Annotated in this window: 20 protein-coding genes and 1 pseudogene; 2 read left to right on the forward strand and 19 right to left on the reverse strand. The window is 48.6% G+C overall.

Annotated elements, in window-relative coordinates; genetic code table 11:
• Window positions 1-12 precede the first annotated feature (12 nt).
• Genes ACOYW1_RS16865 through ACOYW1_RS16875 form a run of 3 tightly spaced genes read right to left on the reverse strand, consistent with a single transcriptional unit; the run spans window position 13 to window position 2,631 of the window.
• Complete coding sequence (locus ACOYW1_RS16865) at window positions 13-1,173, reverse strand: protease inhibitor I42 family protein (protein ID WP_180143062.1); 1,161 nt, start codon at window positions 1,171-1,173, stop codon at window positions 13-15.
• A gap of 25 nt (window positions 1,174-1,198) precedes the next feature.
• Window positions 1,199-1,516, reverse strand: coding sequence for a hypothetical protein (locus ACOYW1_RS16870; RefSeq protein ID WP_482418948.1), 318 nt, complete (start codon window positions 1,514-1,516; stop codon window positions 1,199-1,201).
• Window positions 1,510-2,631 (reverse strand): B12-binding domain-containing radical SAM protein, encoded by a 1,122-nt coding sequence (locus ACOYW1_RS16875; RefSeq protein ID WP_482418949.1) that lies wholly within the window; start codon window positions 2,629-2,631, stop codon window positions 1,510-1,512. Before ACOYW1_RS16875 ends, ACOYW1_RS16870 begins: the two co-directional genes overlap by 7 nt.
• A gap of 549 nt (window positions 2,632-3,180) precedes the next feature.
• On the opposite strand from ACOYW1_RS16875, the gene ACOYW1_RS16880 reads away from it, so the two are divergent.
• Both ACOYW1_RS16880 and ACOYW1_RS16885 read left to right on the forward strand, forming a co-directional pair.
• Complete coding sequence (locus tag ACOYW1_RS16880; protein ID WP_482418950.1) at window positions 3,181-4,890, forward strand: discoidin domain-containing protein; 1,710 nt, start codon at window positions 3,181-3,183, stop codon at window positions 4,888-4,890.
• A 200-nt stretch (window positions 4,891-5,090) separates the two neighbouring features.
• Window positions 5,091-5,801, forward strand: coding sequence for a class I SAM-dependent methyltransferase (locus ACOYW1_RS16885; protein WP_482423748.1), 711 nt, complete (start codon window positions 5,091-5,093; stop codon window positions 5,799-5,801).
• 876 nt (window positions 5,802-6,677) lie between these two features.
• On the opposite strand, the gene ACOYW1_RS16890 is transcribed toward ACOYW1_RS16885, so the two are convergent.
• From ACOYW1_RS16890 to ACOYW1_RS16965, 16 genes and pseudogenes are all read right to left on the reverse strand, one after another.
• The gene (locus ACOYW1_RS16890; protein ID WP_482418951.1) at window positions 6,678-7,310 is read right to left on the reverse strand and encodes a hypothetical protein; all 633 of its coding nucleotides are present in this window, start codon (window positions 7,308-7,310) and stop codon (window positions 6,678-6,680) included.
• A gap of 97 nt (window positions 7,311-7,407) precedes the next feature.
• The gene (locus tag ACOYW1_RS16895; protein WP_482418952.1) at window positions 7,408-7,734 is read right to left on the reverse strand and encodes a hypothetical protein; all 327 of its coding nucleotides are present in this window, start codon (window positions 7,732-7,734) and stop codon (window positions 7,408-7,410) included.
• Between the two features lie 542 nt (window positions 7,735-8,276).
• The gene (locus ACOYW1_RS16900) at window positions 8,277-8,519 is read right to left on the reverse strand and encodes a TOPRIM nucleotidyl transferase/hydrolase domain-containing protein (protein ID WP_482423749.1); all 243 of its coding nucleotides are present in this window, start codon (window positions 8,517-8,519) and stop codon (window positions 8,277-8,279) included.
• Window positions 8,520-8,681: 162 nt separating this feature from the next.
• Window positions 8,682-8,909, reverse strand: a complete 228-nt coding sequence (locus tag ACOYW1_RS16905; protein ID WP_482418953.1) for a hypothetical protein — start codon at window positions 8,907-8,909, stop codon at window positions 8,682-8,684.
• Window positions 8,910-9,039: 130 nt separating this feature from the next.
• Window positions 9,040-9,318, reverse strand: a complete 279-nt coding sequence (locus tag ACOYW1_RS16910) for a hypothetical protein (RefSeq protein ID WP_482418954.1) — start codon at window positions 9,316-9,318, stop codon at window positions 9,040-9,042.
• The gene (locus ACOYW1_RS16915) at window positions 9,306-9,509 is read right to left on the reverse strand and encodes a hypothetical protein (RefSeq protein WP_482418955.1); all 204 of its coding nucleotides are present in this window, start codon (window positions 9,507-9,509) and stop codon (window positions 9,306-9,308) included. The genes ACOYW1_RS16910 and ACOYW1_RS16915 overlap by 13 nt, the downstream gene beginning before the upstream one ends.
• A 225-nt stretch (window positions 9,510-9,734) precedes the next feature.
• Window positions 9,735-9,887 (reverse strand): AAA family ATPase, encoded by a 153-nt coding sequence (locus tag ACOYW1_RS16920; RefSeq protein ID WP_482418956.1) that lies wholly within the window; start codon window positions 9,885-9,887, stop codon window positions 9,735-9,737.
• Between the two features lie 1,310 nt (window positions 9,888-11,197).
• Window positions 11,198-12,703 (reverse strand): IS1182 family transposase, encoded by a 1,506-nt coding sequence (locus ACOYW1_RS16925; protein ID WP_482418957.1) that lies wholly within the window; start codon window positions 12,701-12,703, stop codon window positions 11,198-11,200.
• An 860-nt stretch (window positions 12,704-13,563) separates the two neighbouring features.
• Entirely contained in the window at window positions 13,564-13,869 is a 306-nt protein-coding gene (locus ACOYW1_RS16930) for a hypothetical protein (RefSeq protein WP_482418958.1), read from the reverse strand.
• Between the two features lie 1,166 nt (window positions 13,870-15,035).
• Window positions 15,036-15,179, reverse strand: a complete 144-nt coding sequence (locus tag ACOYW1_RS16935) for a phage tail assembly chaperone (RefSeq protein WP_482418959.1) — start codon at window positions 15,177-15,179, stop codon at window positions 15,036-15,038.
• Window positions 15,176-15,604: a hypothetical protein gene (locus ACOYW1_RS16940; protein ID WP_482418960.1), complete on the reverse strand. Its 429-nt coding sequence runs from the start codon at window positions 15,602-15,604 to the stop codon at window positions 15,176-15,178. The genes ACOYW1_RS16935 and ACOYW1_RS16940 overlap by 4 nt, the downstream gene beginning before the upstream one ends.
• A gap of 294 nt (window positions 15,605-15,898) precedes the next feature.
• Window positions 15,899-16,636 carry a phage tail protein gene (locus tag ACOYW1_RS16945; protein ID WP_482418961.1) on the reverse strand — a complete coding sequence of 246 codons (738 nt, stop codon included), beginning with the start codon at window positions 16,634-16,636 and terminating at the stop codon, window positions 15,899-15,901.
• Window positions 16,637-16,650: 14 nt separating this feature from the next.
• On the reverse strand, window positions 16,651-17,271 hold the full coding sequence (locus ACOYW1_RS16950) for a phage tail protein I (protein WP_482418962.1): 621 nt from the start codon (window positions 17,269-17,271) through the stop codon (window positions 16,651-16,653).
• Window positions 17,196-18,410, reverse strand: coding sequence for a baseplate assembly protein (locus tag ACOYW1_RS16955; RefSeq protein WP_482418963.1), 1,215 nt, complete (start codon window positions 18,408-18,410; stop codon window positions 17,196-17,198). The genes ACOYW1_RS16950 and ACOYW1_RS16955 overlap by 76 nt, the downstream gene beginning before the upstream one ends.
• Window positions 18,400-18,720: a hypothetical protein gene (locus ACOYW1_RS16960; RefSeq protein ID WP_482423878.1), complete on the reverse strand. Its 321-nt coding sequence runs from the start codon at window positions 18,718-18,720 to the stop codon at window positions 18,400-18,402. The genes ACOYW1_RS16955 and ACOYW1_RS16960 overlap by 11 nt, the downstream gene beginning before the upstream one ends.
• A 109-nt stretch (window positions 18,721-18,829) precedes the next feature.
• Window positions 18,830-19,105: pseudogene (locus ACOYW1_RS16965) on the reverse strand (phage tail protein); the annotation flags it as partial.
• Window positions 19,106-19,258 lie beyond the last annotated feature (153 nt).

Consider the following 19,258-nt stretch of genomic DNA (forward strand, 5'->3'; position numbering starts at 1 on the left):
AGCCCGAAGCCGTTAACAGCAGCAGCCTGTGGCGGGGTTACAGGGTGCGGCGTAAGGGGGCATGGCAAAGGATGCCTGTGCCATGGGCGCAGCGTACAACGCCTGCACCGGCGTGTAGGAGGGTGCGGCGTACAACGGCTGTGCAGACGCACCGCCGCGGATCATGGGAGCGGCATAGAGAATGGTGAAAGGCGGCAGTCCCATTCTGGGGTCTGCGGGCTGGCAGGTGGCCGGGGCCGCATACATGGGCATGGGTTGCGGCATGGGCGCGGCATAGACCGGCTGAGCCATGGCATTGGCCTGCATCATGGGGGCCTGATAGAGCATGCTCACGGAGGCGGCGGCCGTGCACGGGTCCGTGGCGCAGGCACCTACGGGTGCTGCGTACATGGGCATGGGCTGGGTCATGGGCGCCGCATAGACCGGCTGGGCCATGGCGTTGGCCTGCATCATGGGCGCCTGGTAGAGCATATTCACGGAAGCGGCGGCCGTGCACGGATCCGTTGTGCACGCGCCGAGGGGTGCTGCGTACATGGGCATGGGCTGAGTCATGGCGTTGGCCTGTGCCATGGGGGCGGCGTAGAGGTTAGTCACCGTCGCCATGTTTGCCTGGGCCATGGGCGCGGCATAGAGAATGACCGGGCCGCAGGATGCGCAGGTAGCCTGTCCGGCGCTTGCCATGGGCGCCGCATAGGCGAGCATGGTGGCCGAGGCATCCATTCCACCCATGGGGGCGGCGTATTTCAGGACAGGGGAAGCCATGGGCGTGGCATACTTCAGCACCATGGAGGGGCCGGACTCCGGGCTCACGGCATCGGCACTGGTGAACCGCTGGGACTTCATGGCCTCTTCGATGTCGTCGGCTGCGGTCTTGGAGGGCGCTTTGATCTCTATGGTATAGGTCTCGGTCTGTGCGGGCTCTTCCATTCGCCATGGGGCAATGAGGATAAACTCAACCTTATAAGTTCCCTCCTTCAGTGCCACAAAGTCAAAGGCATGGTTGGAGGGACCACCGTAGGCAGAGGAGGCTGGTGTAACGCAGGAGCCAAAAAGTGCGATTCCGCCGTCCAGAAAGGAGAGATACCACCCGTACCCGGTGGACCCCACATTGGACTGCAGGACAATCTGGAGCGGTTGCCCCACAATAGCCGTTACGCATTTTTCTTGCGACATGACAGTTCTCCTTTGATTCATTGGGTTATGGAATGCCCGAGGCGTCGCGTAGGTTCTCAAGGGCGGATACCTCAGACGAATGGGCAATGTCCGGGTAATACTTCAGGATAGGTTCGGGGGTGCAGCTCTGGATCATGTCCGGCGGGGCCTGAGCCTGAAGATCAAGGATATGTCGGGTCACCTCGTGGACCTCGGACGGGGCCAGGGGAATCCCGCTTCGAAAAAGATAGTTGCTGCCGAAAAAGCCAAAATCGTCGTAAAGGGCCTCATGGAGGACCTCCTTTCGGCGTTGTTCCTCCCAGAGCCTGGAGCCGGGAATCTGGCAATACCACTGGATCAACACCCGGACCCCATATGTTCATAAAGACCTGCGGCAAAATCCACGGTCTGCATCACCTCGGCACGTGTCTCCGGCAGGCCGATGATAAACGAAAAATCGGCCCGGCCCGCTATGCCGTACTCTTTCAGCAGGGCCGCGGCTTTGGTGATGTTCTCCGTGGTGGTCCCCTTGCCTGCCTTTTTCAACCCCTCGTCGTAGCCGCACTCCGCCCCCACCAGAAATTGATGGGCATAGGGCAATGCCGACTCCACAAAGGCACCGTTGAGCATGTCATTGGCCCGGGAGCTGAAAATCGCCTGCACGGGGAGCCTTTTTTCACGGAACCCCCGGAAGATCTCCACGGCCCGCTCCTGTTTCACGCTGAACTCATCGTCGATGATCTGGATGATGCCCTGGGTCGTAAGGGAGAGGTACCCCGTCAACCGCTCCACCCGACGGACAAACTCGGCCGGAGAAAGCCCCCGCCATGTTTTCCTGTAAGCCGTGGAGCAGAAGACGCAGTCAAAGGGGCAGCCCCTGGAGGACTCGATGCCCAGGCTGGGGTAAATGCCGGGATGGAGGCAGCCGTAATCTGGTATGGGAAGTGCCGCCATCTCGGTTTCCGACATCAGCGGCGCGGTTGGCGTCCTGCGAATCCTGCCGTCTCCTCCCATGACGGTCAGGTTGGGAACCCGGGCCAGGTCTCCGCCGCTCTCCAGCGTCTCGCAGAGCATGGGCAGGGCCTTATCCCCCTCCCCGCGAATGCAGTAATCAGCCGATGTGGAGGCAAGCAGGTAGGTGTCGAACATGGTGGCATGGATGCCCCCCAGCACAATGGGGACACGGGGGTGATACTTTCGGACCTGATCGATGCACGTCCTGGCCGTGGGCCAGGCAAGGGAGGTGGTGCCGATGCCCACAAGGTGACTGGACATGATCAGCCCGGCGTGGTGGGACAACTCATTGGACCCCTGGGCGATGAGATCAATGATGATGACCTCGTGGCCATGGTTGCGAAGAATCGTGGCGAGCAGGTAGATGCCGTAGGGCGGACAGGACCTGACCGCGTCCATGGCAATGGGGGTGAGTGTCCCCCCATGGTAATCCATCAGGGGAGGTGCTATCAGCGTAATCCTCATGGGTTTGTCCTTGAAAGACAGATATATGGAAAGAGGCTAAGGGCTAAGGATATATAGGCGCTATGAGCGCGCGTCGCAAGGATGCGAAAGGCAAGGACTCTGGAAGCGAATTTGGGCCGTGGGGCCCATGGACTCAGGAAGGCGAAAATTCAATCTATGCGTTTAAATTTTAGGCATTTGCGATTGGTATTTTGGTGCAGATTAACGTATCGTCAACCAAAAATCAACCACTATATCCCATGGGTTTCGCAGAGGGTCTGCGGGCCCTTTCCAGGACCGTCCCAGGGCCTTTTGAGCTGAATTGCTACAACAAAACTAAAACAATTGACATATTCCCTCATCCCCGTTAGAAATTCAGGAAGGTTTACGGAAGAACACTTTGTTTACATCCATTCAATTCAGGAATGGATGCCGTGCAGTAAAAGCCATCGTATCACGTCTTTATGTTACCCAGCCCACGCCTTGGGCTGATGCGTCCGGGCACCCACAGCCCGCTCACCCGGCGGAATATCTTACCGCCACCTCACGTTCACCAACACAGAGGTAACCATGCTGACACGACGAATGAAAGGTCTGGTTGCAGGGGCACTGTTTCTTTTTGCGCCTGCGGTGTATGCATCCGATGTATCCGACTACAAAGGGAGCTGGGAGTATCGCGCCCTGTCTCACCAGGGTGAAATCGATCGCAATGCCCCCTTTGGCAAGGCAAGTTTTCTCACCACCCACAACTCGTACAACGCCGGGGTCTACTCCCAAAACGGAAGCTACATCGACCCCAACCACAAAATCAGCCTCACCGACCAGCTCCAGATCGGCATCCGCGCCCTGGAGCTTGATGTGCACCACACCTTCTCGTCAAGCGGGTTCTGGCCCTGGGAATGGAAGTTCTCCCAGGAGCTGAAGCTGAGCCACGCCAACGGGGACACCGGCACCCACCCCAACGACCGCTTCTTCACCCAGGGGCTCCAGGAGATCAGAAACTGGCTCAACGTAAACCCCGACGAGGTCCTCATCATCTATCTGGAAGACCACATGGAAGGCCACTACGACAAAGCCATCGGCGAAATGAACGGGATCATCGGCGATCTGGTTTACAAGCCCGGCGGGTGCAAGCGCCTTCCCATGGACCTCTCCAAGGCCGATGTCCTGGCCGCAGGCAAGCAGATCCTTCTCATCGGCGGCAACTGCGCCACCACCAACTGGGCCAACTACGTCTTCAACGGGCATTTTTCCTCCACGGAATCACTGGAGAACTTCGTGCCCTGCCCCACCTGCTCCGCAGGCAACAAAGACGTCGCCTATATCCAGAGCCACCTTGTCCGCATCTATGAGGATTCCACCACCCTCTCAGCCCTCTTCGGGGACCCGGGCCCGCCCATTACCGCGGCCGATGCGGCCCAGATGGCCGAATGCGGCATCGGCGCCATCGGCCTGGACCAGGTGGTTCCCTTTGATTCGCGCCTCAAGGCCCAGATCTGGAGCTGGGGAGAAAACGAGCCCAACGACGCCGGGGGCGAAGACTGCGCCGAGCAGCGCAGCGACGGAAGGTTCAACGACCTGCCCTGCTCAACCATGCGCTGCGTGGCCTGCATGAACCCGTCAAACGGAGACTGGTTCATCACCGACGGTGCCTACACCTGGGCTGAGGCCCGCACCGCCTGCGACACCGAATTTCCCGGGGAAGGCCTTGTCTTCGGTGTCCCGGTCAACGGCTACGAAAACGCCCTGCTTCGGGACCTCAAAACCGGCCTCGGCATCGACGCCGTCTGGATCAACTACTCGGATCGCCTCAACGAAGGCCAGTGGGTCGCCAACCCTTACGACAACCGCGCCCTGGGCAAGCCCACCGCCCAGTCTTCCACCTACAACGGCACCGCCCACGCCTCCCGCGCCGTGGACGGCAACCCCAACGGCAACTGGGCCGCTGGCTCCGTCACCCACACGAACAGCGACCCCAACGCCTGGTGGCAGGTGGACCTGGGTACCCAGATCGACATATCCCGCGTTGAGCTTGCCAACCGCACCGACTGCTGTGCCGAGCGCCTCAGCCACTTCTACCTCTTCATCTCCGACGCCCCCATGGACAACCGCCCCCTTGCCGACCTGCTGGTGGACGACTCGGTGACGCGCCACTACCAGGAAGCCCTGTCGGAAACCACCCTGACGCTTCCCGTCTCCGCCCAGGGCCGTTACGTGAAGATACAGCTCGACGGCACGGGTATCCTCTCCCTGGCTGAAGTGGAAGTTTACGGTGAGTAAGCATTGAAAGGAACAACCCACATGAACGTCGCCTCCGGCAATCCTGCCGGAGGCCTTTTTGAGCTGAATGGCTATGAAACCGAGGTACCAGGATGGAGAGCACCGTGGATAACAAAGGTGGCTGGACATTAAGCGGAGATGGCCCGGAAGCGTATGAAAGGTATATCGTTCCTGCGTTCAGCGGAGCCTGGGCACAGGATATGGTGAACAGGGCCCAGCTGCAGGGCGGGGACAGGCTCCTGGACCTTGGATGCGGCACGGGCATTGTTTCCAGGCATGTATGGAAAGCCATGGGCGAATCGGTCTGCACCAGCGGCATGGATGCAAACGAGGCCGTCCTGCAAAAAGCACGTGCCCTGAGCCCGGAGCGCACCGTTCCCATCGAGTGGAACCACGGCCATGCAGAGTCTCTGCCCTATTCCGATGCCACGTTCAACGTTGTGTTGTGCCAGCAAGGCCTGCAATATTTCAGTGATCCTGCTGTGCTTGCAGGTCAAAGCTGTTCTTGTTCCAGGAGCGGATTGTATTCAAGTGCGTGGGCGCCCTCTTTCCAGTTTGCCTTTTATTGGCAGTTCACCGGGCCCTTCGTAGGTATGTCAGCTAAGCTGCCGCAACCTCTCTGCCTCCTATCCCCTCCGGGCAATGCCGACGACCTGAGAAAGCTCTTTACCGCCACCGGATTCCGGCATGTGGGCATCTCTCTGGTCATCAAACAGATGCGCTATTCACCACTGGACGAGTTTCTCATGGGAGGCTTTGCGGCATCCCCCTTTGCTGGGAAAATTCTCGCATTGGAAAAGGCCAAACGGGAAGAAATGATCCGATGGATCCGTGAATCGATATGGGATTATGTGGATGATCAGGGACTGGCAGCACCCATGGAGAGCTATGTCGTCACAGCCCAGGCATAAAAAAGGCCCAAGGATAATGAACCGGATCCGTTGCACCACCGCTCGGGGGGTACACTGGAGGAACGTGAAGCACACCGCCCCAACAGCCCTCTCCTGTCTTTTGATAATCCTTTTCACCACCCACATCAGTTGGGCCGGGCCTCTGCCCCTCCCCGTAGATGCGTTTGAGAAACTAAAAACGGAATGCGCCGAATGCCTGGACCACGGGGTCATGATCTGCAAACACCAACATGGCATTTGGGAACCATGTCAAAGATTATTTTTTCCAGGGAACCCCTGCCAGGGGCTACCTCATCACCCCGCCCCTCCTGGCCGCCCCATTGAAAATAAAAATACGGACCCTAGAAAGACCACGCCAAGCTGGTCTACATCTGTCATGGATGATTTCAAGTTACTCACACTGGTGGCCATAGACGGTTCATTCAGCGAGGTATACCGACTACCCGCCCCCAACGTCCAGGTGCATATCCCAAGGCCTGCACACCTGTTTTAGCGATCCCGAGAACAAATGGGGATGCGGCGTCTCAGAAAACAGGTCCAAGGAGTGCTGTGAAAAAAAGCTGGGCTCCATCGTCATCACCGCAACGTGGCTCGACAGGAAAAATGGGAAACTCTGGAATTACGTTACAGCCCGACCATAGGCTCAACAACGCTGGTAAGAACGACGCAAGACAACTCAAGATACGTGTACGTCTGCGACACGGCCCGCGCAGAAAACATTACAGAGCGGAGCATGGCCCCGTGATACAGCTGTGCTACTCTTAGCGCTATCCTGACACAGGGGGGCACTTGGTCAAATTCCTGATCTCTGATTATCAGCATCAAGAGCCTGTCCCATGTTTCATTACCAGCGATTTGTTATATGCTTTTAGGTCTTTACAGATTTGATGAGATTACCAAGTTGTTCAATTCCATCGTATGTTGAGGAAGTCTGCCTTCATCCGAAACAATTCCGGAAAAGATAATGTTTTCAAACTTTGATAATGATTCTTTGTCTTTATTTTTTATTTCTAAAGAATAATCAGCGTAGTGCTGAATAAATCGACACAAAGTCTTTCTTAGGTCGATTTGTAATATTTGTGATTTGGTCGACCTATAATTATACAAAAGAACCCGGAAATAATATATTGATATAACGATAAGATATGCTTGGAATACATATACAATAAGTCCTTTTTGTATTGATGATATGTCGGCTAAGTGAGTGTAAATCACGTATAGTTCAATCAAAATTGGGCATACGATCAAAACTGCTAAAAAATACATACCAATTTTAATTTTGAATAGCTCATTTCTTTTTTCGGTTGAAAAATCATTAAAGCCATCATGTAAACCGACAAAATTAAAGGCTGTTTTATACTCATCTAAAGCTTGTTTAAGTGCGTTTACTTTTTTTTCTTTTTGATTTAACTCAGATTCCCATTCTTGTTTCAATTTATCCGATTTTTCTGAAAATTCTTTGAAATCACGAAAACTTTGGAAAGACTCATTATTGAATAATTCTTTCAAGATATTGATCGGCATATCAACAATAGCAAAATTAATTTGATCCTTTGCGTTATTGTCGAATGAATCGAGGTTTGAAACAACGAATTTACGTACTTGTTCAAATTCTCGTAAGCCTACCTTTTGTGCTTAAGAATAGTTCAAAAAGAAACCGAAAACACATAGAACAAATATCGTCTAACTTTTCTTTTGATAATTTTTCTTTTTCATCAGAAAGAGCATTTATAAAATGGTCACCAATCCATTCAATATTTATTTGGCATTGTAAGTCCCAATCTTCAGGACTATTAACCATAGAATTTATCACTGTTAAAATAGATGAGTTACGCGATAGTTCAAAAGAGTCTTCCGTTACGATAGCTTCAATTTTTGAACTAAATCGATTTAAAATTACCTTACTTCGACCTTGATTGAATAAACTTTTCATTTATACCTTATTGGTTGAGAATCATATAACGCTACGCTTCACCCAACGGCGAGGCTTTTAAACTTTATGAATACTGCCAACCTCTAAAGTAAAACTGCATAAAAAACCGCACTTGCGCCCGGTCGGCGTGGAAGCGATTGTTAGGCAACTACTTCTTCTGAAGAAGTCGCCTGGTTTAATTTACTCAAAACAGTTGTATCAGTTGTCCCAAGCATTGTATTAATCATTTTTATTAATGATTGAGACTTACTACCATGATTCCAAGATAGTTCTAGAATGTGATACAGCTAAAGGATTTTTAAGTAAACCTTTCGCCTTTCCGTATTTTGTAGCTGATGAATCCTGATGTGCTTTCCAATCCGGCCGAAGCTCTGTTTTTAGCATATCTGTAATATTGGTCTTCCAAACCGTAATATTAGGGAAAAATACATGCCTTCTGTAGGCCAATGTATCGGATTGACCACAAAACCTTAATATCGAAGCATTATCTTTTTTTATGCTTAACCTCCAGAAAGCTGGCTTTTTTTTTCTTCACATGGGCTTCATCTTTGGGCTTCGTCATATTCGATTCGTTTATTTGTATCACCATCAATCAGTACAAAAACTGGAATTTCGAGCAATCGTGCAATGCATATGGCTGTGAAAATTTCACTTTTTCCATGTACAGGAACAATATGGCAACCTTGACGCCTGAAATCATCGTAAACACTCATCAGGTGCAAATAGGTTGTGATAATCTCATATGTCTTCGACTTCTCAATGAGAACTTTCTGAGAGAAAAACATTTCATTAAGCTCTGGGCTTAAAGTCGGTGAAACTTTTGCAACCAATGCAGATGGATTTGTTGGCTTAGATTCTCAATTCAATCCGAGTTCCTCAGCTATATCATCATAATGAATCCGACTTACGAAGTAGATTCGCTGGGAAAACCATTTTCTCGAATGATTCTAAGAGTAGATATGTCGTCGGAAGGAACAAAGTATGGACTGTGAGAACAAAGAAATATTCTGGTTCTCCCCCTCAGCCAATTTGAACATTGTCTCTGCTAAGTATTTTATTTGAGGTGGGTGTTGATAAAGCTCTGGTTCTTCAATAGCCATTAACAATTTTGGGCTGTTAGCATCATCACATGTTACCAACTCTTGTAATAACGCGAAAATATATGATCGCTGCATTCCATGACCAAACCTGAACTCGCCCTCAAAGTCATTATTTCCATAATAAATCCCGCCACTGGGTCTTCTATTTTAATGGTCTTTTGATCTTCATAATTCCATTTTACCTGTGCCTTGATTGTTGGTTTGACTAAAAATGGAGTCTTTTTTCAATTGAAGATGAAACAGATGATAAAACACTTTGTTGAGCATCTAACATGTTAGAATAAGCATTTTTTGCATCATCGAAAAATAAATTTTTCGAAAGTTCGGAATCAAATTTTACCTTAGATCTAACTGTTCGCTCTAATAAAATCCCAAGCGCTGAATTTTTCGTCTCTTCAGCTTCTTTAGATATGTCTTTCGTTGGTGTATAAAAACCCATTGCATGTGGGAAGCCAATAAGTTCTGGTTCCTTTATATGTACCATAATTGATCCTCACTGGCAACATACAAATCAGGGTGTGCCTCTTCATACTCTCTAAGAGACGCTTCCATACCACCTTTTGTTTTAATATCTTTTAAATCACTCAATTTATCTTCAGCCCTTATTGAGCTATAAATGCTTTTTAGGTCTGGTACTTTAGCGCCGGATTTTGACGCTGAAAACACGGTTGCCAAGAAAATTCTGCAATAACTTTCCTTTGGCCTATTGTTGTACCTGGCATAACCCTAATTTCATCATATTTAGCTTCAGCTTAGAATGATCCATTTTGTCGGACATAAGCTGATAGGTCGGACTTTGCCTTATCTGATAAGTCACCAAATGTAACTGTAATTATAATGGGTATTTTTGTGTTTTTGTGGTGAAAATCATTTTCGGTTAATTTAACTAAGTCAGTTTGATTATTTTTGTTCTCGAAAGAATAAATTTAATGCATTTATTACTGTTGATTTTCCAGAACTATTGGCTCCAATAAAACAGTTGTAATTAGAGAAGTTAATATCTTGCTTTTTATAAGATCTAAAGTTTTCAATCACCACTTTTAATATTTTCATGCATTATCATCTCGTTTCGTAGTATTTTTATTGTTTAACGCCATAGATGTGGTGCAGCCGATCGTAGCGCTATAATGGCGTGCTACGGAAGGCGGTCCGTCCACAATTTGTTTACTATAACTTTAAGTATTTAAAAATTAACCATCTCCAAAGAAAAAGGCTTTTCTTGAATCATCATCATGCAAATTGTGATTTGCTATATGGTATTCACTTGGGTTTACTGTTTTAGAAAACAGCAGATAGGGTATTTCATCAGTACATATTTCGCAGAACTGCCGAAAGATCTTTTGTAACAATCCTGTAAAATTGTTAAGTTTGTTGAAGGGAAACTGTTTTTAAACTTTTCATTAAACTCTGGATAGAAATACTTGATAATGCTTTAGATAATGCAATTCGTTGTTTTTCAGTTGTATTGAAAAGTGCATCTAAACCATCAGATATTCTGCTCGAGTCATCACATAGATTTGAGCACGAGGATTGAGTCTACGTTATGAGTTGGGTGTTTGTTTGGACCTCAAGCATAAGAATATTTATTTCATATCCCTCAGGGACACCGCTTAGAGCTATTTTTTGTAGCGTTTCATGCTTGCGTAAACGATCAATAGCGCTTCTGTAGGATCTTTGCCATAAGCTTGACCGATATATTTTACATGAAATTTTTGAGTACCACATTTTTGATTGATTAAATGTATTAAGTACTGGCTATTTGGCCAAGTATTCCTTCAGCTTCATCTTCAATTAATGGTTCATCATCTTCAGATTCTAAAGTTTGATCGTTTGATAATTGTATTTCAATTCTATGTTCTTCATTAAGTATCTCAAAATCAATTATTAATTTTTGACCAATCAGCAGAATGAATTGTAGATTACAGAAGGCAAAAATCCAATAATGTATATGTGGCAGTTGCTAAAACTTCTGAGTTTTCAGATATAAAATCGTCATCATAAATACCTTTTGCTAAACTGTAGCAAAGCTTGATGGATACATCACTTAAGGGCATGTTCAACACCGAATTCTAAATTTGACAATCTTTCGTGTAACTTATTTCTTTGTGACAAAATTAATCCTTTAAAAAAATTATCTTATTATCAAGGGGTTTATGCCTAACGAGCCTGTAGAATAACCCCATTTTCAGGAATGCCTCTCCAGGCTGATTTTAAAGTGAACTTTTCAGTTTCTACCACAATTCAGTCAACGAAAATACTCATGCCATATCTGAACTTTATGTAACCGCTGCAGGACAGGAAAATACCATTCTTTGCTGCCATTAATGGGACCGCCGCGAGCTTCTCGGCCGCCCGGCTCTTGCTCAGCACCAGGCATATCGAGCCAGCTTCCCTATGTTGTGAACCATGGCAAAGAGTTTCCATTGCGTATCGACCTTGCCCCGTCCTCTCAGGGTAAACCGATTCAACCCGAGGGTACTCCTAATGTTGGCGAAGACCGGTTCTTGAATGGCGCCCATACGCCTGCTGTACCAGAACCTTCCCTTTGGTGTATCAAAGTGTTTAATCATGCGACTGACAGGCGTATCCGTCTGACGCATGGTGTTGGTGAAGACGGTTACATGCCTGTGTTCGACTTTTTTTCCGCGAATGCATTTGGCTCGAAGCTCACAGGCCCTGCAATCCATTTTCTTTGCCGCGTATGTGATTCCTTTAAGACCTTTCTGGTCTTTAAAGTTGCTGTTTTCAACATAGAGTTCATTTCCGGCCGGGCAGATGAGCTTATTCTTTTCAGGGTCGTACTCAAACTCACTGGCCTTAAAATATTTGGCTTTTTTGACGGTTTTCCGTTTGTCCGTGGGCCTTTTGTGCCTGTCTGCTGTGGTAAAATTGGGATCTCGCTTTCGAAACTGGTTGTCCGGGATATACGCTTCGGTTTTTTCATCTTCGATCCACTTGAGCCCATCGGATGAATGAAAACCGGTATCCGCCGTTACAATGGTATCCTTGAGAGAATCGTTATCCCCTTCAGCCTGGTTCATCGTCTTACGCGCACCGTCAATCATATCCTTTAAATAAAGATGCTCAGTTGATGAACCATGGGCTTCGGCATGGGTAATAACCTGATGTAGGTCATCCGTAACAGCAATGCCAGTATAGCCCTGAATCACACCATGCGACGTGGACATCTTTGCGCTTTCGTTATCAGTCAGGTTGCTTTGAATGGGCTTGCCTTGGACTCCGATTTTTTCCTTTCCCTCGTCCAACCAAGCCTGAATCTTGTCCGCTTTCTTTTTAAGGCTTTTGACAGCTTTTTTCTCTTTTGCAGTCATATCAGACCCTTCGTCACCACCTTTATCCTGCGCCTGGTGCTTTTTGAGAATCAACTGAATAGATTTTTCGATCTTTGCCTTTTTGCGGTCGAAATCCTCACGGGTTCCGCTCCACTCTTTTGAAGCATTCGAGCTGAGCTTACAGCCGTCAATGGCAAACATCTTTTTCCCGATTAGCCCTTCCATGGAACAGATGGCAATCACTCGGGTCAAAAGAACCGAAATCTCTTGCCCATATGAAGAAATGAATTTTGCAATGGTTGTGAAATGGGGCCGGGTATCACCGGCCAGGGCGATAAAAGTCACATGACACTCACAACAAGATGCAATCTTGCGGCTGGAGATAATGCCCAGGGAATAAGCATACAAAATGACTTTTAAAAGGACGGCAGGGTTATAGGCAGGAGCTCCCGTTTTGTCGTTGCTGTGATGCTTGTCAAAGATCGAAAGGTCAAGTTCGTTATCCACCAAATGGTCAATGGCATGAACGAACGTGCCGGGAATGATTTGCTCGTCGAACCGGACTGGAATAAACATCGACTGGGCTTAAGAATAACTTTTGTATCGAGCCATACTCACCTCGCTGATTTATTTGAAGAGAGCATAGTGAATATTAAGCTGTAAATATAGCTTGATATCTTAAAATTTTACTTACGTACAGGCTCAACGTAGTGCTAAGGGGCCGGCGGCGTTTAACGACACAGGTCGTTACCCCAAAAAGTTTGAATTATTGAATAGTTTAGTAAAACCGGCTGCAGTAGCCGGTCCCACTTTAGTGCATTGTTCGGCAGATAATCTGGAGAGGCGTGTTGGATTCGAACCCAGGTCCTATTTATACGTAATCCACGCATAATATCAACTATATACTTAAGACATCGCCTTTCATCTGTATCACCTTGAAGCCCTATAATACACTAAAAATACGTGCCCCATTTTGCGAGACTTCCACAAAAACTTCCACAATTTTGAATGCGTTTAACATGCGGATCACGCACATGGATTAAAAATCGAACTCGTACTGTCTTAGGACCGAAAGGTTTTAAATACTACCTCATACACCATATTAATAACTGGTTATCACCAGCCCCACAGAAACTCTATGGTTTATAGGTCCTGAGTTACAATAGTTTTTAAATTCCATTGGTCTGTTGCATGAAGTTACTTTTAGCAATCTGTAAAATTATCGAGTGAATATTTGAAAAAGGTGGGTTTGTGCTTTTTTTGCGGATTGTCAGGATAAATACATTCTATAGCACTATTTGCTGAACAACCATCTAAGATATGCGCTACAGATCGGGCAAAACTCGTGGGTAAGTTCATAGAACAATAGTCTTCTTTTGTTAGCATTAACTCACGTAAATTTGTCAAATCTTCATCGGACTTCGCTTTGAACATTTTTATTTTCCAATTTTTAGTATTGTGTCTACAAGTTGTGTATGTATAGATATTGTGTCACTGATAGTGTCGGCCATAAAACGCATTGCATCAACATACTTTGCTGTAAAAGTGTATTTGCTGCGCGAGGTTACATACAATATCCCAATCATGCTAACCTTTTCTCCATCCCAAGCATTTAATGGGGCAACCATCATTGTCTGGACTTCATTGGAATATCCTTTTGGTTTCTCCAAAAGCTGTTCTTTAATAGCTTTTCCTATATCGTTATAAATAAGAATTTTTCGTTTATCATGATTATTGATCAAGTAGTGTGGTAGACCTTCGTTTGCCGCAATTGGTTCGGTTGTGTTAGTTCTGTTCCGCTCGAGCCGTTTGTCCGTGCAACCGTCTCGTAGATAATATTTCCCATTTCTGTTGGGTGTGGTTTTGCTAATCGTAAAGCAACTTCAATTTTTGAATCGCCAGTGACCTCTCTAAAGTAGGTGCGAACATGATTAATCACTACAACTAAGTGATTCATATACTCAGAACTAACTTGGTTTGAATTTTTCTCTGCCAGCCTTCTAAATATAGATGAGTGAGAGTCACGAATATCGTGGGCGAAGTTATGAAGTTTATATTTTATATTCAATGAATGGATTATGCGCTTACGATAATATGCGAGATAAACGGGAGAGATACGAGTGCGAGGCAAAATAATGTGGTAATTATTGTTTGACCTGGATGGATGTACCTTGAAAGTGGCTAAGGTAATCTATTGCAATTGGCTTGTTCGTTAGTAGCAAAATCGGAAATAAAATTGATAGAAAAAATTGAGGTATAAGCGTTCGCTTTCTGATATGTACATCTGATATACTTTTGAACCATGTTGACTGGCCATCGGTATATGGAATGAGACCTTCTTTTTGCCATCGATATTTACCTAAATTCAGAGTCAAGTGCTAATACATGTAAAATTCATGCATATTTGTAAGTATAAATTGCAATTTGATGTGTATTAATTGAATTGCTACGTACTGAATGGTTCCTTCTTTCTTGAAATGAAAGATATAGAGCCTCAGCACAAATCTACAAGTAAATTGTTTAGTAACAATAGGTTATACTTCGCCCATCGATTAACCAAACGAAATGAACATATAACTTTGTTCTCAAATCTGTCAACAAGACATGTAAGTATGAACGATAAATACGCTATAAATCCAGAGTGGCTTCTTGTAGACTTCTATCTTTTTAAAATTATGGGGGCGCGTGCATCTAATGCTATGTTAATATGACCCAAGCACCTTATTAATAATATCTATAGTGCATTTAGTTAATCTGGCATGCACATTCTTTAGAAGGCCGGTAATAGCAACTCAAATGTACAGCAAACATAATATGACAATGGTACCTTTATCTGTATATTTTATCAATACATTAACTATGAGTAGGTAATTCATTGCTTTGGGCAGCCATATCCGACCTTTTGTTATTATCGTTTTTTTTGATTAGGCATGAAGGGCCACTGTACTGTATCGGTAACCGCTATCAATGATTGCGGCAAATCTCTCAGCTGGCTCCTGTAGTTTTCCCATTCGATTCGTATAAAGGGTTCCAACGGATAATCCGGCATCATGATATAATCACAATTGGCCAACCGCCGATTCGTTTTGGGCGAACCACATTATTCAACCATAGGCGAAATTCTACTTTCCAATCGTTGCCATCCCACTTGCTGTTGGGAATTGGCTCCTTCTCAGTCCAGCTTGAATACGGCTCAACTCTAATTTCTGATATTTCATGTCGTTTCTGTGAAATGGTATCAAAATAAACCTTTCCCCGGTAATCAGGTTTTACGATCCACACACCTTGCTCCAAAACCGCGACCTCATATTCGTTTGTTTCAGGAGGTGGCTGCAGGGATGAGGATTTGGGGTTGTATAGCCAGCGATCACTTGGGCTACCAGTTTCTTCGTCCCACATTGGATTTTGCCGTGGCTTGGAGTCTCGTCCCTTCAAGTATTCACCCGTTTCGGGGTGTGCATTATACAATGTTGTCATTAGTAAAATATCCCCCCCCATTTAGTTACGTTTTTCGGCCTGGCCTCAGCCCCACCAGATGATAACGTACTAATACTTGAGCTATTTGTTGTTGATCCATACGCTGCGCCTGATCCAGGTCAGTTTCTCAACGTTTATTAGTCCACGGTGTCTGCTCCTTGTTTTTCGACGCTTACCGTACCAACCTGGTCACCCGTTGTTCCATCGCCTCTATCTGAACGAGATGAGGCATCAGGATCAATCCCCGCCCCATGGTCCCAATATCTGGGAAAAAGGCCTCGGTCATCAGGCAGGCTAAAATGCATTTCGTCGAGGGCTCCATACATCGGTTCCAATTTTCGCAAAGAGGTTCGGATAATCAAGACGTAAGAGACTCGATCCGTCCCGTTCAAGCATACGACGCCTTCTCATCTCTTCATCTGAAGGCATATATGACAGGTTAATGTCATCTCCCGGCTCGTAAAACGAGACTCTCTTTCCTTTGACACTCAAGTCTCCCGAAATCGACACATTACCCTGCCCATCCTTCCTCACCATATCCGGATACGCCTTCAACTCATCCGCAACATGCTCCCTCGTCGCCAGTACCACCGCCGGATCCACCTTCAGCTCCACAGCAGCCGTATCCGCTACCTCCAGGATCATCTTCACGTAAAGATCCTTGGATGCCCCCTGGGTAATCTTGGGTTTGTAGGTGTGGGGATACTTGCCGATGGCAATCAGGTTGCCGTCCGGGTCGAAGATACCCACCTCCCGGATGTCGAAGTCCCCCACGTCCGATGGGATAAAGGCCTCCACCACCAGCCAGTTGCTGTTGGCTTCATGGATGGAAATGTGGTTAATACTGCCTCGCCACACCTCATGAATCAGAGATGTCTGCTGAAGCATGGCCGCCAGCTCCAGGCCCGAGTAGGATCCGTTGCCGTCGCCCACGGCCAGGGTTGAAAACGAGACCGATTTACCTAAGACCGGCGAGTTGGCGAACATCGCTTTGCCGGTGTTGGTTAAGGTTGTGAAATAAGATTCTGCCATTGGTGTTTCCTTTTTTAGGGATAGATGCAGGTGGTTTCGATCATCTGAGTTCCCAGGCCAAAGTAGACGGGCCCGGACTCTTCCAGGTTTTCGGGTTGCCAGGGGAAGACGGAGACGGTTTCGGCGTATTGTCCGGCCATGGCCATGTGGATTGTGCCCTGCCCTCTCAGGTATGTAATCACGGCATCAAGCTTGGAACGGACGTTCTTGTAGGCTTCGATGAGCTGGTCGGCCCAGGCGTAGGCCTGATCGGTGACGCCCTGGTCGGTGACTTCCACGCGTACCCGGAAGTGGTAGGGCTGGCCGTCGTAGGTCCACCACTCTTCCACGGTTCCGCCGCCGAGCACGTCGGCGATGGCGCCCTCGATGGCGGACGGGGTTCCTTTTTGTCGATGACGGGCCACGGAGTTCCTGACAAGGGCCCTCTTCTTTTCAAGGGTCAGGCTGTCGTCCCAGAAGTCCACCTTGAACTGCCAGGCCAGGTGGGTGAGGAGGGGCTCCTCCAGCTCGTCCCACCGGCTGTATATATATAAGGTGTCGATGGCCCGGTTGATCTGCTTCAGGTCGTCATCGATGGCGCTGGCAGCTGCCCGGATGCTTTCGTCTCCGGAGATAGACGCGGGGAGGATGTGCAAAGGAGATGTCGGGCAAGGCTTTCTTCATCTTCCACCCCCGCGTAATTCAAGGTTTGGGTGTCTGCCTGGGCCACCTGGGTGGTGGCCAGCTTTTGAAATGAGGGGGACCGCAGCACCACGCGTTTTGCGCCGGCACTCTTTAAGCGGAAAACCAGTTCATCGGGGTTGATGTCACGGCCCAGCTTTTCGCATTGCCAGGCTGTATAGTCGGCAATGGCCTTGCTCACCCGGCTTTGAATTTCAGAGATGGCCTCCTGGTTCTCTCCGGAAATAAAATAGTCGGCATCGATGTCGAAGCCCACCGGCACCGGGGCAATGACGGAGACTCTATCCGTCAAGGGCCTTCGGTTCTTCGGCGTCACGGCATCGGCCACGGTTTGCAAAATGGTTTCATCCGGAAGCCTGCCTCCGGAGAGGAGCACTACCACCTGGACGGTGGCGTCTGCAGGAGAGACCACGGCCACGTCGGCGATCTCCTGGTGGGCCGACTTGGCCCAGTAGATGTAGGCCCCTTCCGGACCGGCAACCGAGTATTTGTCCGGGGCGTTGTGGATCCGCTCCCTGTAAGGATCGTTGCCTTCTTTGTCGGCTCCGCCCGTGGATGTGATGGTGTTGGAAACGCTCACCACATAGGGGACGGGATCCACCATCTGGTTGATCTGCCCCGGCACGTAACCGTTGCCCTCGGTGCCCGTGGCCATACAGGTCACGGGCACGTCAACAAAGGAGTCTCCCATGGCCACCTCGGCATAGTTTTCCGTCTTGAAAAAGAGTGTACCGTCCGGAGAGACGCGGGTCCCTTTGTTGATGGCCACCACAAACCCCAGGGCCTCGGCAATGGAAAACCGGCACAGGGTTCCGGCGGCAGAAGAGTCCAGCCGCTCCGTCTCCGTAAAGGCCCCCAGGTGATCCAGGTGGTCGCCTTCGCTATAAGCCAGGAGATTCATTTTCCCCGCGTGGTTGATCAGCTCGCGCTGCTGCACAATGATGGAGGCCAGGCCCATGAGGAAGAGGCGCTCCGGATCCGCAGGGGCCAGGGATTTGCCCGTGATGCCCTCGTGCACGGTCAAAATATTGCTGATGGTTTTCTCGGCATCGGCTTCCACAAATTGGATGTCCGGAAGATTCTTAAGGCTCATTGATTTTAATCCTCACCACGGGGATCAGTGTCCCGGACCGGGCCTTTTCGGTGTCGGCCACCCAGGACACGGAGAGAACATCCACCCCGGGAACGTAGGTCTCAATCCCCTGGGTCACGGCTGCCGATGCTTTGGCCTTGGCCACCGGAAGCGGTGTGTCCAGATAATCCGCCCGGGCTCCGAAGGCCCTGTCCAGGGGAAGGGTCCCCACCCGGGTGGCGCATACAATCTGCACCTGCTGTACAATGGCATCGATGCCCGTTGCTCCGATCACCACACGGTCCAACTGGCCCGTCACATTCAATTCCATTTACGCAAACTCCTTTAACTTGATGGAAACCGCCGCAACCAGGAGCCGCCCTTTGCCGTCGAACTTCTGCCAATCCTCTTCCATGGAAAGGAGGGCAAACCATCCCGAAAATCTCGCCCACAACCAGGTTCTTTGCCTCTCCGGAGGCCAGGACCTTTCGCACGGCATCGATCTCACCTGAAGGCGAGACGCCCAGGCTTTCGGCGAACATCATTTGGAGCGACACCTCATCCAGGCCCGGCCCCAGAAACTCCAGGACAGGCTTTTTCCCTGTGACGGCATGCTCGGCAAACCGCGCCTTGGATGAGCGCTTGAACTCATCGAAGGTGCGGATCCGCGTGCGGCTGGTTTCAAAAACAATCTCTCCGAAAGTCCCCACGTCCATTTATCTGTGTCCTTTGGATGCCGGGCTTCCGGAGGTGTCGTCCAGAAGGGTCATGTGTTTGTAGACGGCCCGGCCCAGGGCCGCTGCCATTTTTTCTGTCTGGGCAAACTCGTTGCCCCGTTGCGAACCCTTCCACTTTGAGTTCCTTGATAA

This window comes from Desulfoluna sp. CYM3A, from assembly GCF_056829965.1.